Annotated in this window: 15 protein-coding genes; 6 read left to right on the forward strand and 9 right to left on the reverse strand. The window is 74.1% G+C overall.

The window, feature by feature from the left end; all coding sequences use genetic code 11:
• Window positions 1-137 precede the first annotated feature (137 nt).
• The gene (locus ADY59_RS28005) at window positions 138-1,253 is read right to left on the reverse strand and encodes a winged helix DNA-binding domain-containing protein (RefSeq protein WP_049567814.1); all 1,116 of its coding nucleotides are present in this window, start codon (window positions 1,251-1,253) and stop codon (window positions 138-140) included.
• 127 nt (window positions 1,254-1,380) lie between these two features.
• Here ADY59_RS28005 and ADY59_RS28010 point away from each other — a divergent pair, with 127 nt between their 5' ends.
• Window positions 1,381-1,965 (forward strand): ArsR/SmtB family transcription factor, encoded by a 585-nt coding sequence (locus ADY59_RS28010; protein ID WP_197093894.1) that lies wholly within the window; start codon window positions 1,381-1,383, stop codon window positions 1,963-1,965.
• Window position 1,966: 1 nt separating this feature from the next.
• A complete protein-coding gene (locus ADY59_RS28015) occupies window positions 1,967-2,689 on the forward strand; it encodes an SRPBCC family protein (protein ID WP_049567817.1) in 723 nt (240 codons plus the stop codon).
• Here the strand turns inward: ADY59_RS28015 and ADY59_RS28020 are convergent.
• From ADY59_RS28020 to ADY59_RS28035, 4 genes are read right to left on the reverse strand one after another with little or no spacing between them, the layout of a single operon-like run.
• Window positions 2,680-3,225 carry a TetR/AcrR family transcriptional regulator gene (locus ADY59_RS28020; RefSeq protein ID WP_049567820.1) on the reverse strand — a complete coding sequence of 182 codons (546 nt, stop codon included), beginning with the start codon at window positions 3,223-3,225 and terminating at the stop codon, window positions 2,680-2,682. The two genes, ADY59_RS28015 and ADY59_RS28020, sit on opposite strands and share 10 nt — an antisense overlap.
• A complete protein-coding gene (locus ADY59_RS28025; protein ID WP_049567822.1) occupies window positions 3,222-3,545 on the reverse strand; it encodes a DMT family transporter in 324 nt (107 codons plus the stop codon). The genes ADY59_RS28020 and ADY59_RS28025 overlap by 4 nt, the downstream gene beginning before the upstream one ends.
• 43 nt (window positions 3,546-3,588) lie before the next feature.
• Window positions 3,589-4,242 carry a class I SAM-dependent methyltransferase gene (locus tag ADY59_RS28030; protein ID WP_049567825.1) on the reverse strand — a complete coding sequence of 218 codons (654 nt, stop codon included), beginning with the start codon at window positions 4,240-4,242 and terminating at the stop codon, window positions 3,589-3,591.
• 53 nt (window positions 4,243-4,295) lie between these two features.
• On the reverse strand, window positions 4,296-5,321 hold the full coding sequence (locus ADY59_RS28035; RefSeq protein WP_049567827.1) for an ROK family transcriptional regulator: 1,026 nt from the start codon (window positions 5,319-5,321) through the stop codon (window positions 4,296-4,298).
• A gap of 46 nt (window positions 5,322-5,367) precedes the next feature.
• Here ADY59_RS28035 and ADY59_RS28040 point away from each other — a divergent pair, with 46 nt between their 5' ends.
• Window positions 5,368-6,573 (forward strand): MFS transporter, encoded by a 1,206-nt coding sequence (locus ADY59_RS28040; protein WP_049567830.1) that lies wholly within the window; start codon window positions 5,368-5,370, stop codon window positions 6,571-6,573.
• Here ADY59_RS28040 and ADY59_RS50400 read toward each other — a convergent pair.
• Window positions 6,552-6,860, reverse strand: a complete 309-nt coding sequence (locus ADY59_RS50400) for a hypothetical protein (protein WP_049567832.1) — start codon at window positions 6,858-6,860, stop codon at window positions 6,552-6,554. The genes ADY59_RS28040 and ADY59_RS50400 overlap by 22 nt on opposite strands.
• A 124-nt stretch (window positions 6,861-6,984) precedes the next feature.
• Window positions 6,985-8,199, reverse strand: a complete 1,215-nt coding sequence (locus tag ADY59_RS28050) for an amidohydrolase family protein (RefSeq protein WP_049567835.1) — start codon at window positions 8,197-8,199, stop codon at window positions 6,985-6,987.
• Between the two features lie 124 nt (window positions 8,200-8,323).
• On the opposite strand from ADY59_RS28050, the gene ADY59_RS50405 reads away from it, so the two are divergent.
• Entirely contained in the window at window positions 8,324-8,485 is a 162-nt protein-coding gene (locus ADY59_RS50405) for a hypothetical protein (protein WP_156325781.1), read from the forward strand.
• A 461-nt stretch (window positions 8,486-8,946) separates the two neighbouring features.
• Here ADY59_RS50405 and ADY59_RS51680 read toward each other — a convergent pair whose 3' ends face one another.
• A complete protein-coding gene (locus ADY59_RS51680; RefSeq protein ID WP_197093895.1) occupies window positions 8,947-9,123 on the reverse strand; it encodes a hypothetical protein in 177 nt (58 codons plus the stop codon).
• Window positions 9,124-9,224: 101 nt separating this feature from the next.
• Here ADY59_RS51680 and ADY59_RS28055 point away from each other — a divergent pair, with 101 nt between their 5' ends.
• The gene (locus ADY59_RS28055; RefSeq protein WP_049567838.1) at window positions 9,225-9,719 is read left to right on the forward strand and encodes a MarR family winged helix-turn-helix transcriptional regulator; all 495 of its coding nucleotides are present in this window, start codon (window positions 9,225-9,227) and stop codon (window positions 9,717-9,719) included.
• A 73-nt stretch (window positions 9,720-9,792) separates the two neighbouring features.
• On the opposite strand, the gene ligA is transcribed toward ADY59_RS28055, so the two are convergent.
• Window positions 9,793-11,910 carry an NAD-dependent DNA ligase LigA gene (gene ligA, locus ADY59_RS28060; RefSeq protein ID WP_049567841.1) on the reverse strand — a complete coding sequence of 706 codons (2,118 nt, stop codon included), beginning with the start codon at window positions 11,908-11,910 and terminating at the stop codon, window positions 9,793-9,795.
• A gap of 244 nt (window positions 11,911-12,154) precedes the next feature.
• Here ligA and ADY59_RS28065 point away from each other — a divergent pair.
• On the forward strand, window positions 12,155-12,972 hold an 818-nt coding region (locus tag ADY59_RS28065), incomplete at its 3' end, for a beta-ketoacyl [acyl carrier protein] synthase domain-containing protein (RefSeq protein WP_197093896.1).

The raw sequence follows: 12,972 nt of genomic DNA on the forward strand, positions 1-12,972 counted from the left end.
GCCGCGCGGCGGGTGCAGGCGGGACGGGCCCGGGTATGCGGCTGGCCTGCCATCGCGGAACTCCTCGCACAGGGCTGTCCCTGAGGGCGTACCGCCGGATGCCTGGACTCAAGCCCAAAAACGGGCCAAGAATGCGTTTAGGCGTGCGCTCCGACGGTCACCGTGCCGACGGTGAGCCGCGCCCGGCCCTCCAGGATCGCACCCACCCGGTCCACCTGCTCGCGCAACTCGCCGAGCTCGGCGGGACGCAGCTCGCGCAACGGCTCCACCGTGACCTCGATGCGGGAGCCGGAGCGGCGCTGGTGCCACACCCCGGTCACCTGCCCGTCGATCAGCAGCACCGGGAAGTTGCCCGCCTGCCCGCCCGCCAGCGCCCGCTGCGCCGCGGCCCCCGCGTACAGCAGTTCCCGGGGCTGCCCCGCCACCAGGTAGGCGTCGAAGTACGGCAGCAGCCGCACCCCGGACGGCGGCCCGGCGGGCACGCCGGTGTCCCCGGCCAGGACGTACGCGGCCGATCCCGCGAACGACACCTCCTCCAGCCCGGCCGTGGCGAACTGCGCGACGGCCCATCTCTTCGGCACCCCCAGCCAGCGCGCGAACTGCTCCGGGGTCGCGGGCCCGTACGCGTGGAGGAAGGCGCGCAGCGGCCCGTGGTCACCGGCGACGGGCCGGAAACCGTCCGGCGGGCTGGTGTAGGTGACCTTGCGCCCGCGCGCTGGGCCGAACACGAACGCGCCCCGGTGCGCGGCCATGCCCATCGCCTGCCGCCAGCGCGGCCACATGGTCTGGAACGCCGGCATCACCAGGTCGCCCGCCCATGGCCCGGTGCCGGCGATGACGGCGTCGCTCAGCTCGTCGATCGTCAGGTGCGTGCCGTCCACCGCCTTCGCGATCGCGGCCACCACCTGGTCGGCCTGCTCGGCCGTCAGCCGCCTGTCCGGGGGGAACGCGCCGCCGGCGGCGGGCACCGAGGACAGCGTCCCGGTCCAGGCGGCCAGGTCGCGCGCGGGCAGCAGGTGCACGGTGCTTCGCGGCCCGTACGTCTTGACCAGGCTGCGCTCCTCCCACAGCGCCGCGCGCACGTCCGCCCGGGTGGCGTTCTCAAGCCGGAGCGCGACCGACAGCTCGGCCGCGGACATCACCTGCGCGTGCGCCCCGCACATCGTCGCGACCACCTCGGCCGGCGTCGCCGCCAAGGGCTCGGCCAGCCCCGCCCGCGCCAGCCGCCGGGCACTCACCTGCGGCCACGTCATTTCCACCACTGAGTACTCCTTCGTCCCTATGTCCCCCAAGAGTAGGGATGAACGCGGAAAGGTAGCTTCCGCGATGCGCCGTTCCGAGGGTTTGACAATTATTTTTTTCGGTGGGATCGTGGGGGCCATGCACGAAGTGGCAGTGATCGAGAACGCGGAGGCCGCCGAGGCGTCGCTCGACCCCATGCGGTCCAGGCTGCTGGCCGAGCTGGTCGAGCCCGGATCCGCGACGTCCCTGGCGGCCAAGGTCGGCCTGGCCCGGCAGAAGGTCAACTACCATCTGCGCACGCTGGAGAAGCACGGCCTGGTCGAGCTCGTCGAGGAGCGCAAGAAGGGCAACGTGACCGAGCGGGTGATGCAGGCCAAGGCCGCGTCGTTCGTGATCTCCCCGCTGGCGCTGGCGGCCGTGCAGCCCGATCCCGCCAGGGCTCCCGACCGGCTGTCGGCCCGCTGGCTGCTGGCGCTGGCCGCGCAGCTCGTCCGCGACGTCGGCGCGCTCATCACCGGCGCGGCCGAGGCGCGCAAGCGGGTGGCGACGTTCGCCATCGACGGCGAGGTGCGCTTCGCGTCGGCGGCCGACCGGGCCGCCTTCGCCGAGGAACTGACCCAGGCCGTCACCTCCCTGGTCGCGAAATATCATGACGAAGCTGCTGAAGGTGGCCGCGATCACCGTCTGGTCGTGGCCGTGCACCCTTCGGTGAAGGAGGGCTGACATGGGTCACGCGTTCGAGCTTCCCCATGAGGCGCTGGTGGAGGCGACACCCGAGCAGGTGTGGGAGGCGATCGCCACCGGGCCGGGCATCGACGCCTGGTTCATGGGCCGCAACGAGGTGGCCGGCGGCGTGGTCCGCACCGCCTTCGGCGGCGTCGACCTGCCCGACTCCGCCGTGAGCGCCGCCGAGCCGCCGCACCGCTTCACGCACGCCGGCGCCCCCGCCCCCGACGGGCGGTTCGTCGCCTACGACTTCCTCGTGGAGGGCCGCGACCGGGGCAGCACCTCGATCCGCCTGGTCGCCAGCGGCTTCCTGCCGGGCGACGACTGGGAGAGCGAGTACGAGGCGATGTCCACCGGCTTCGCGCTGTTCTTCGCCACGCTCGTGGAATACCTCACCCACTTCGCCGGCCGGGCCGCCACGCCGGTCACCGAGTTCGGCCCGCCCGTCACCGACTGGCCGCGCGCCTGGCGGACCCTGTACGGCGAGCTCGGCGACCCTTCGCCGGGCGACAAGGTCTTCCTGGAGCCGGCCGGGCAGGCGGGCGTCGTCTACTTCGCCAACGTCCAGACCCTCGGCGTCCGCACCGGCGACGGGCTCTACCGGTTCATCCAGGGCAGGGGCGGCTCCATGGTGGCCTCCCACCACCTCTTCGGCGCCCCCGGCGCCCCCGGCGACGCAGGCCCGGCCTGGCGCGCCTGGCTGGAGCGGCTCTACGGCTGAGCCATCAGTGCGGTCAGCGACTCGGCCAGGGAGTCCCGGTCCAGCGGCCGGTCGTGGATCAGGGCGTGCATGACGGCGCCGTCGACGAACACGGCGGCCAGGCGCGCGCCCCGGGCGCCGGTGTGCTCGGCGAGGACACCGGCCAGGCCGTCGCTCCACCGGCGGGCCAGGGGCCGCAGCTCCGGCCGGTGCCCGGCGGCGGCGTACATCTCGTTCCAGGTCATCATCCGGACGCGGTCGCCCAGGTAGTCCGCGGTCAGCTCGGCCAGCCTGGCCGGCACGTCCGCGGCGGCCGCCAGCTCGGCGGCCCACTGCCGCAGCCCTTCGTCGGTGGCCTCGGCCGCCGCCTCCAGCGCCGCCTCGACCAGGTCGCCGAGCGTCCTGAAGTAGTAGGTGGTCGCGCCCAGCGGGACGCCGGCCCGCGCGGCGACCAGCCGGTGCGTCAGCCCGCCCACGCCCACCTCGGGGATGAGGTCGCAGGCGGCCCGGACGATGCGGCGGCGGCGTTCGGCGGGATTGCGCGTGGCGCCGCTCAATGGGCACCGCCGAGCTGGAGGGTGACCACGCCGGCGACCACGAGGGCCACGCCGGCGACCTTGGCCGCGTTGAGCGGCTCGTTCAAGAACAGGACGCCGACCACCACGATCAGTGTCGTGCCCAGCCCCGACCACACGGCATAGGAGAAGCCCACCCCCAGCCCGCGCGTGAGCGCCTGGGTGAGCATGTAGAACGACACGCCGTACGTCGCCAGGCAGCCGATCGTGGGCCACAGCCGGGTGAAACCCTCGGTGGTCCTGAGCAGGCTGGTGGCCAGCACTTCCGCGCAGATGGCCAGGGCGAGGAACAGGTAGGCCATGACGGCTCCTCCGAACTAGTACGTCTGTACATGTACAAACGTACTAGCTCTCTTTGCGGGCCCGGACCGCCAGCACCACCGGGACCGGCCCGCCCGACTCGGCGAACCGCTCCAGCGTCAGCCCCGCCGCCACGAAGGCGTTGAGCAGCTCCGGTACGGGCCAGTGGCTCGCCCCCACCTTCGCCCGCACCCCCTTGTCGGTCCACGACTCCTTCGTCCAGTGCCGGTCGAGGTAGCCGGGGCGGATCACCACCGCCTCCGGATCACCACGGTCGGCGAACCCGCCGCAGAAGCACGGATGCACGCCGACGTGCACGAATGCGCCGCCCGGCCGCAGCACCCTGGCCGCCTCGCGCAGCACCGCCGGATAATCCGGCATGTCGGTGTGCGCCATCATCGCGATCACCGCGGGCAGGCCGGCGTCGCGGAACGGCAGCCGCGTGGCGTCGCCCCGTACGGCCGGCAGCCGGTCGCGCGCGTGCCGCAGCATCCCGGCCGACAGGTCGACGCCCGCCGGGGTCCAGCCGAGGTCGCGGACCACCGCCGCGTGCACGCCGGTGCCGCAGCCGATCTCCAGGCACGTGCCCCGGCCCTCGCCCAGCAGCTCCCGCAGCAGGCCCCGGGTGCCCAGGGGGTCCCCGGCGGCCAGGAACACCTCCTCGTACCAGTCAGCGATCTCGTCATAGGCAGCGTCCATCCTCCGAGCCGATCACGCCGAGCGGGGTGCTGCCAGAGGTTTCCGCCGACGGCTTACGGGGCGCCGAACAGGTCGTCGCGGGCCATCGACAGCGCGGTCACCACCGCGCCGCCCAGCACCGGGTTGTCCTCGATGGCCGTGACCCGCACCTGGGTGGGCACCGGCGCGAGCCGCGCCAGCCGGTCGGCGACCAGGGCGGCCAGCTCGTCGCCGCCCGCCCTGCCGATCTCCCCGGCGAGCACGACCAGGCCGGGGTCCAGCAGCGCCACCGCCGGGAACGCCGCCGCGGCCACCCGGGCGGCCACCTCGCCGATCGCCCGCCCGCGGACGGCCGCGCCGTTCACCAGGTCGCAGAGCGGCCCGTCGCCGGCGTCGAGGAAGCCGATCTCGCCCGCGCCGCCGGACACCCCCCGGCGCAGCCTGCCGTCCAGCACGACCGCCGCGCCCACGCCGTCGTCCAGCCAGAGCAGCACGAAGTCGCCCTGGCCCGCCGCCGCGCCCTCGCGATGCTCGGCCAGCGCGGCCAGGTTCACCTCGTTCTCCAGCACCACCGGCCCGTCCAGCCGGGACCGCAGCTCCCGCAGCACGCTGGGCCGCCAGCCCGGTACGTCGTTGAGCCGCGACAGGTCGCCGGTGCGCGGGTCGACCAGGCCGGGCGCGCCCACCGCCACCGCGTGCAGGGAGCGCCCGCCCGCCGCCTCGGCCACCGCGCCGGCTACCAGGTCGGGGATGCCGCCGGCGCCGACCTCGCGCCTCGCGGTGCCCTTCGTGGCGCCGGTGAGATCGGCCACGGTCACCGTCACGGCGTTGCGGCGCACGTCCACGCCGGCCACGTGCGCCCGCCCGGCCACGATCCGGTACAGGCGCGCGTTCGGCCCCCGCCGGTCGCCCCCGTCCTCGCCGCCCGCCTCGATCAGGCCGTTCGCCTGCAGCCGCTCGATCAGGTCGGAGACCGTGGGACGCGACAGCCCCGTCAGCGTCCTGATCTGCGGCGCGGTCAGCGGCCCGCGTTCCAGCAGCAGGTCCAGGGCCAGCCGGTCGTTGATCGCCCGGGCCGTACTCGGTGTGGCGGTGCGCACGTTGCCCCTCTATTCATTAGGAACCCTGCCTGATAATTTACCCCGCATGAGACACCCCCATCATCGTGCGATCGCCGGGGTCTTCGCGGTCCACGGTGCCGTCGGCGGCAGCCTGGCGACCCGGATGCCATGGATCCAGGACCATCTCGGCCTCGATCCCGGCGTGCTCGGCCTGGCGCTGCTGTGCCCGTCGCTCGGCGCGTTCGTCGCGATGCCGATGGCCGGGCGCCTAGCCCACCGCTTCGGGGGGCGGGCCGCCACCCGGACGCTGCTCGCGCTGTGGGGCATCGCGCTCGCGCTGCCCGCGCTCGCTCCCGGCCTGCCGTGGCTGTGCGCCGCCCTCCTGGTGTACGGGGCCGCCGCCGGGGCCTGTGACGTCGTGATGAACGCCCAGGGTGTCGTGGTCGAGCGGCGGCTCGGCAGGTCGATCATGTCGAGCCTGCACGGGCTGTGGAGCGTCGGGAACTTCGCCGGGGCGGGCGCCGGGGCGGCGATGGCGGCCGTGGCGGTCGACGCCCGCGCGCACCTGGCGCTCATGGCCGCGGTGCTGCTGCTGGCGGGGCTGGCCGTGACGCGCGGGCTGCCCGACCTGCGGCCCGGGCCCGGGGAGCAGGCGCCGCCCCGGTTCGCGGTGCCGTCGCGGGCGATCCTGGCGATCGGCCTGGTCGGGCTGTGCGCCACGGTCACCGAGCTGTCCGGCGCGCAGTGGGCCGCCGTCTACACCGTGGAGGTCACGGGCGCCGGGGAAGGGCTGGGCGCGGTCACGTACGCGATCTTCGCCGCGTTCATGGTCGTCACCCGGCTGTGCGGGGACGCGATCGTGCGGCGGCTGGGGCCCGTCACGGCGGTGCGGGGCGGCGCGGTGCTGGCCACGGCGGGGGCCGTCGTCGTCGCCACGGCTCAGGTGCCGGTGGCGGCCATCGCCGGGTTCGCGCTGGTCGGCGTGGGGGTGGCGGTCACCGTGCCGCTGGTGTTCGCCGCCGCGGGGAACGCCGGGCCGACACCGGGCCAGGGCGTCGCCGGCGTGGCGACGATCACGTACCTGTCGGGGCTGGCCGCGCCCGCCGTCACCGGCTGGGTGGCCGGCGCCACCTCGTTCCCGGTGGCCTTCGGGTTGCTCGCCTGCGTCACGGCGGTCATGGGCGGATGCGCCGGCGTGCTGCGGCCGCGCCGTGCCCGGACGTGGGCCGGCGCCGGCCTGGGAACCCAGACCGGCGCCGGTGAGGTAGGTCAGTCGCGCCAGCCGTCGTAGCCGTCGTAGCCGCCGTCCTCCCACCGGTCCCCGTTGTTCCAGCGGCCGTAGTCGCCGTGGTCGTCGTGGTCGTCCCGGTTGTAGTAGTGGTGGTGGTGGCCCTTGCACGCCTCGAACAGCTTCGAGCCCGCCCGGACCCGCTTGTGGTCGACGTTCAGCCACGAGCTGGAGCCTTCGGCGCTGTAGTAGCACTCGTTCGAGCGGTCGCTGACCTCTGCCGCAGCCGGACCGGCCACGGCGGCCGCCGCCAGAAGCGCACCGCTGGCGACGATAAGAATACCCTTCATGATCTCCCCTTGATCACGAACTGCCATTGAGTCGTCACTATACGTATCCATTTGGAGGAGTGATAACACGCCACGCCCACGTGTCGATTGAGTATTAGTCCTGGTCAGATACTCCCAAGTCCGGCTATCCCCGCAGGCGGGCGCCTCTGCGCCACACGGCGGCGATGGCGCGGCTGTCGGTGATGTCGCGGGTGGGGTCGCCCTCCACGAGCACCAGGTCGGCCAGCAGCCCGGCGGCGACGCGGCCCCGGTCGGCCAGGCCGAAGTGGCGGGCCGGGACGCTGGTGGCGGCGGCCAGCGCCTCCTCGGGGGTGAGCCCGGCCAGGGTGAGCAGCAGCAGCTCGCGGTGCATGGCGGCGCCGTGGATGGGCGCGAACATGTTCGCGTCCGTGCCGGCCAGCAGCGGCACCCCGGCCCGGTGCAGCTCGCGGGCGGCGTGCAGGGCGTTGACCGAGCCGGCCGCCGGGACCGGGACGGCCGACGGGTCGCGGGTGGCGGCGGCCCTGAGCCGCTCGGGCAGCCGGGCGGCGACGCGCGGGTCGCGGATGAGCTCCAGGCCGTTCTCGTCGCCGTTGACGGCCTCGAAGTAGGACAGCGTGCTCACCACGTACACGCCCTGGGCGGCGATCCTGGCCGCCAGCTCCCCGGCTGCCTCGCCGCCCGGGGAGGCGTCGCTGACGACGTGGGCCAGGCCGTCGATCCCCGCGTCGAGGGCGATCAGGGCCTCACGCACCGTGACGGCGTGCCCGATCGCCCGCAGCCCGGCGGCGTGCCCCGCCTCGACCAGTGCGGCCACCGTGCCGGGCGCGAGCGCGGGCAGGTCGAGGCCGCCCGCCGCGCCGTCGTCGATGACGATCTTCAGGTAGTCGGCGCCCTGCTCCAGCCGCGCCTCGACGAACGCCGTCGCCTCGTGGGCGCCGGCCACCGTGTCGAACGGCCCGGCGGCGTCGCCCAGGTGGGCCAGGTTCGCCGCCTCGGCGGCCATGATCTGGCTCGGGTGCCCGCCGGGGGCGGTGGCCAGCACGCCGGGGCTGCGGATGTCGGCCACGTCGTCCCGCTCGGCGGCGGTGCGGCGCTGTCTGGCCAGGTTCGACGGCAGGCAGAACATGTCCAGCTCGGTCGTCACGCCGAACGCCAGCGCCTGCCCGAGCGCGCCGTCGTGGGCGTGGGTGTGCGCGTCGATCAGGCCCGGCAGCAGCGTCCTGCCGGCGCCGTCCACGGTGGCGTCCACGGGGCCGCCGTCGGGCTCGGCGATCAGCTCGCCGTCGATGAGGACGTCCGCGCGGGGGACGGTCCGCTCGCCGTCGAAGACCCGGACGTCGGTGATGAGAGTACGCATGGTCGGCCTCCTGGGTGATTCGGAGGCCGATAGTACGGAGTGGAACTATTCGGGGTCAAATTGGCGTCCCGGTCACCCGGGCGATGGGGCCGGCGATGCGCGAACTGGAAATGCCGGAGATCAGGTGACGCGCTACACCGAGCAGGACCTGCGTACGGTGTTCGCCGAGGTCGGTGACGGCGGCCCGGAGCGGCCGCAGTCCCCTCGCCTGGAGAAGCTCGTGCGGCGGTCGCTCTCACGGTCCTCGTCGCCGTGCCCGTCGCGGGCGGCGCCCCCGATTCGGTGATGATCGCGCCCGGGGTGGAGCTGCAGGGGGCGGTCACCGGGGGGCGCGGCGAGCGGCTCCGGCTGATCGAGTCGGCCACCCGCGAGACCCTGGGCGACCACGTGACGGTCACCTTCCGGCCGGCCGGCCTCACGACCGGCTACTCCGCACGCTGCGCCGACCCCGGCGCCCGGGTGCTGGTGCGGTCGGCCGGCGACGCCGATGGGTGGAGCGACCTCGGCCGCTGCGGCGAGCGGAGCGGCGACGGCCCCGGCTCCCAGGAACACCCGGGCCCCGTCGAGCCCGGCTGGCTCCGGGCGCCCCGGGCGATCGAGGTGTGGGTGTTCCCCCCAGGGGCGCCGGTCGGCAGGCCGCCCTTCCGCGGCGAGGAACTCGTCGCGGACCCCGGCGCCCTGCGGAAGGCCGCGGGCGCCCGGCCCGGCCGCTGGGCCGGCGGCGCCCTCGACCGGGCCCGGCGGCCGTCAGGAGAAGTGCATGACGACGGCCAGGCCGATGACGTGCATGGCCACGACCGCGACGAGCAGCGCGACGAACACGAACTTGGCCGGGCCGTGCTCGAAGTGCTTGCCCTCCTCCAGGGGGCGCAGCTTGGCCTGGCGCTCGGCGATGCGCTCCTCCAGCGGCTTGCGGTAGAACATGCGGTGTCCCTCCCGGGATCGCCAAGATTTGCGTGGCAACTCTTTGTGCGCTAATACTTTGTACACCAATTACCGTATCAGAGGGTGCCGGAGGCCCGCACATGGAGAGCACGGGAGAGGCGGCGGACCTGCTGGCCCTGGACCGGCAGGTGTGCTTCGCCCTCAGCGTCGCCTCACGCAGCGTGATCGGCCTCTACCGGCCGCTGCTGCAGCCCATGGGGCTGACCCATCCGCAATACCTGGCCATGCTCGCGCTCTGGCAGCACGAACCGCTGTCGGTCAAGGAGCTGGGGGAGCTGCTCCAGCTCGACCCGGGCACCATGTCCCCGCTGCTCAAGCGGCTCCAGGCACTCGGCTACATCAACCGCGAGCGCAACAGCAAGGACGAGCGCGCCCTCGTCGTGACCCTCACGCCCGCCGGCCGGCGGCTCAGGGCGGAGGCGGAGAAGATCCCCCCGGCCATCGTCGCCCGGCTCGGCATGGACCTCGACGAACTCCAGCACCTGCACCAGGCGCTGACGAGAGTGATCGCGGCCGCGTGCGGCGGCGACGACCCCGCACCGTCGGGCGAATCGGGCGTCCAGCGCGTTCGCTAGCCTGGCGGGCACGGAGGACCGTCCCGACGGGCTCGGCGAGCGCGACCGCTGAACGCCCCGGCCGAAGGGGCGGTCAGAGGAAGGCGGCCACCAAGGAGGCGAACTCGTCGGGCGTGATGATCTCGACGCCGAGCGACTCGGCCTTGGCCCGCTTGGAGCCGGCCTTCTCGCCCGCCACCAGCAGGCTCGTCCTGGCCGAGACGCTGGATGACGACCTGCCGCCGGCCCGCTCGATGAGCTCGTTCATCTCGTTGCGGCTCAGCTCGCCGAGCTTGCCGGTCATCGAGCCGGTGACGACGACGGACTTGCCGGACAGCGGCAGCTCGGCCGCGACGGCCGCCCCATCGGCGGCTTCCCCGTCGGCGCCCTCCCCGTCGGCGGCCCCGGCCTGGCCGGGGACGGGCGGGGTGACGCCGGGCTCCGTCATGTTGACGCCGGCCGCGACGAGCTTGCCGATGAGCGGCCGCAGCTCGGCCAGCTCGGTGACCAGGAGGGCCGCCTTCTTCGACGCCATGCCCTCGACCGCCTGGAGGGCCTCGGCATCGGCGGCGAGGATGGCGTCCATGGTGCCGAAGTGGCGGGCGATCCGGCGCGACATCGCCCGGCCGGTGCCGCGTACGCCGAGCGCGCAGAACACCCGGCTCAGCGGCCGGGCCTTGGCCTGCTCGATCGCCGCCAGCAGCTTGCCGGTGCTGGTCTCGCCCATCCGGTCGAGCGCCAGGACCTGTTCGTGGGTGAGCGTGAACAGGTCGGCGAAGTCGGCGACGAGCCCGGCCTCGATCATCTGGACGATCCGGCTCTCGGCGAGCGTCTCGATGTCGAGCTGGTCGCGGCCGGCGGCGTAGAGGATCGAGGTGATGATCTTGCATGCCCGGCCGCGGACGCAGCGCCACCGCTCCTGCGACTTGTCGATCTCGCCCTGGCAGTTGGGGCACACGTCGGGGACGGGGATCGGCTTCTCGTCGCCGGTGCGCAGGTGGACGACGGGCGCCTCCACGCGCGGGATCACGTCACCGGCCTTGTGCACCATGACGGAGTCGCCCAGCATGAGGCCGCGCCGGGTGATGTCGGCGGCGTTGTGCAGGGTGGCGTAGCGGACCTTGCTTCCGTCGAGCTCCACCTCCTCCAGCTCGGCCCGGGGCGCGATGATGCCGGTGCGGCCCACGTTCCACTCCACGCCGATCAGCTTGGTGATCTTCTCGGTGGCGGGCAGCTTGTAGGCGATGGCCCAGCGCGGCACCCGGCTGCCGAACCCGGCCTCCGCCTGGTCGGCGGCGCTGTCGGCCTTGATGACGATGCCGTCGATGCCGAACGGCAGCTCCGCGCGCACGGCCGCCAGCTCGCCGATGCGCCGCTGGATCTCCTCGACCGTGGTGGCGACGATCCCGGCGACCGGCGTCGACCCGGTGGTGGCGACGCCGAGCGCCGCGACCAGCTCCATGATCTCGCTGTGCGGCAGCTCACGCAGCCGCGTGGCCAGCTCGGAGTCGTCGCCCGGCGGCAGCGGCAGCGCGCTGTAGCCGAAGAAGGTCAGCTCGCACACGTAGGGCCGGTCCTTGGCGCGCAGGGTGCCCGCCGCCGCGCTGCGCGGGTTGGCGAACGTGGTGCCGTCGTGCGCCTGCCGCTTGGCGCACGCCGCCTCGAACTGCTCGGCCGTCATCAGCACCTCGCCGCGGATCTCCACCGTCACCGGCTCGGCCAGCGTGAGCGGCAGGCCGACGACCGTGCCGATGCCGTGCGAGACGTCCTCGCCCTCGGTGCCGTTGCCGCGCGTGACCAGCTGGACGAGCCTGCCGCCGTGGTAGCGCGCGGAGATGGCCAGCCCGTCGAGCTTGGGCTCGACGCTGAACGCCGCCACCGGCCGGCCCAGCCGCCGCTCCAGCCCGGCCACCCAGCGGGTGAGCGCCTCGGCCGAGAACACGTTGTCCAGGCTGAGCATGGGCACCGTGTGCGGCACGTCGCCGGTCACCGCCCCGCCGGCCACCTTGCCCGCGGGCGAGTGCGGCAGCACCTCGTCGGGGTGCTCGTTCTCGTACGCCTGGATGCCCCGGAACAGCCGGTCGTAGGCGTCGTCGTCGAGCGTGGACTCGCCGTCGCCGTAATAGGCGGCGTTGGCGTCGACCGCGATCTGCACCGCCTCGGCGTAAGCGGCGTGATCGAGCAACTCGGTGTGCGGGGGCGCGTCAGTCATGAACACATCGTGCCGCCTGGCACCGACAATTATCACCCCGCGGACCGGCGCCGGGATCCGGCGCGGACGCCACGTGACGCGGCCGGGTTGCGGTGATTCCGGGGCAGAGTTCCCGCCTGGCGCGAGAGTGCGGCCGAAGGCCACGGCATGGTGCTTTGACCTGGGGCACCGCTCGCCCCCACAGTGAATCCCCGTAGTTGGCTGATCACTCAGGGTGGGCGGTTGCCCATCGGTGGAGGCGGGCGTGCTCGTGGGTGGAGTCGGTGGCCAGGCGGTGGCCGTTGTCGGGGCCGGCTGCCGGTTGCCGGGCGGGATAACCGGCCCGGACGGGCTGTGGGCGGCCCTGGAGGCGGGGCGCGACCTGGGGGTGGGCGGTCAGGGCGCGGGCGGGTTCGACGCCGCCTACTTCGGGATGCGGGCCGAGGAGGCGGCCGCGGCCGATCCGCGGCACCGGCTGCTGCTGGAGATGGCCGCCGAGGCGCTCGACGACGCCGGCCTCGACCCCGCGGTGCTGGCCGGCTCCGGCGCCGGGGTGTTCACGGGCGGCGCGTCGCAGGACGCGCTGGCGCGCTTCTTCGACCTGCGCGGGCCCGGCGCCTCGGTGGACGCCGGCGCCGCGTCGTCGCTCGTCGCTCTGGCCCGGGCCTGCGACGCGGTGGCGAACGGCGACAGCCGGGTGGTGCTGGCGGGTGGGGCGACGTACCCGGACGTGGGCGCCGAGGGCGGCGCGGTGCTGGTGCTCAAACGGCTCGGCGACGCGCTGGCCGACCGCGACCGCATCCACGGCGTGATCGCCGCCTGGGGGCGGCCCGAGGAGGTGTACGAGCGTGCCAGGGTCGATCCGGACGACCTCGTGTACGTCGAGGCGCTCGGCGGCCCCGAGGACTGGCGGGAGCTGGGACGCTGCCTCGGCAGCCGCCGCGAGCGCCCGCTGCCCGTGCAGGCGCAGCTCCGGCCGATGGAGGCGGCGTCGGGCGTGGCTGCGGTGCTGAAGGCGCTCCTGGTGCTCCGCCACCGCCGCCTCCATCGGCCGGAGCTGCGCCTGCACGGGCAGCGGGCGCT

The sequence above is a fragment of the Nonomuraea sp. SBT364 genome, assembly GCF_001083785.1.
Classification (GTDB): domain Bacteria; phylum Actinomycetota; class Actinomycetes; order Streptosporangiales; family Streptosporangiaceae; genus Nonomuraea.

Coding starts and splice junctions, on each gene's coding strand:
- ADY59_RS51680 (WP_197093895.1), bottom strand. CDS start 9,123: ATGTTCTACCGCAAGCCGCTGGAGGAGCGCATCGCCGAGCGCCAGGCC.
- ADY59_RS28025 (WP_049567822.1), bottom strand. CDS start 3,545: ATGGCCTACCTGTTCCTCGCCCTGGCCATCTGCGCGGAAGTGCTGGCC.
- ADY59_RS28050 (WP_049567835.1), bottom strand. CDS start 8,199: ATGCGTACTCTCATCACCGACGTCCGGGTCTTCGACGGCGAGCGGACC.
- ADY59_RS28005 (WP_049567814.1), bottom strand. CDS start 1,253: ATGACGTGGCCGCAGGTGAGTGCCCGGCGGCTGGCGCGGGCGGGGCTG.
- ADY59_RS50400 (WP_049567832.1), bottom strand. CDS start 6,860: ATGAAGGGTATTCTTATCGTCGCCAGCGGTGCGCTTCTGGCGGCGGCC.
- ADY59_RS28015 (WP_049567817.1), top strand. CDS start 1,967: ATGGGTCACGCGTTCGAGCTTCCCCATGAGGCGCTGGTGGAGGCGACA.
- ADY59_RS28010 (WP_197093894.1), top strand. CDS start 1,381: ATGCACGAAGTGGCAGTGATCGAGAACGCGGAGGCCGCCGAGGCGTCG.
- ADY59_RS28055 (WP_049567838.1), top strand. CDS start 9,225: ATGGAGAGCACGGGAGAGGCGGCGGACCTGCTGGCCCTGGACCGGCAG.
- ligA (WP_049567841.1), bottom strand. CDS start 11,910: ATGACTGACGCGCCCCCGCACACCGAGTTGCTCGATCACGCCGCTTAC.
- ADY59_RS28030 (WP_049567825.1), bottom strand. CDS start 4,242: ATGGACGCTGCCTATGACGAGATCGCTGACTGGTACGAGGAGGTGTTC.
- ADY59_RS28040 (WP_049567830.1), top strand. CDS start 5,368: ATGAGACACCCCCATCATCGTGCGATCGCCGGGGTCTTCGCGGTCCAC.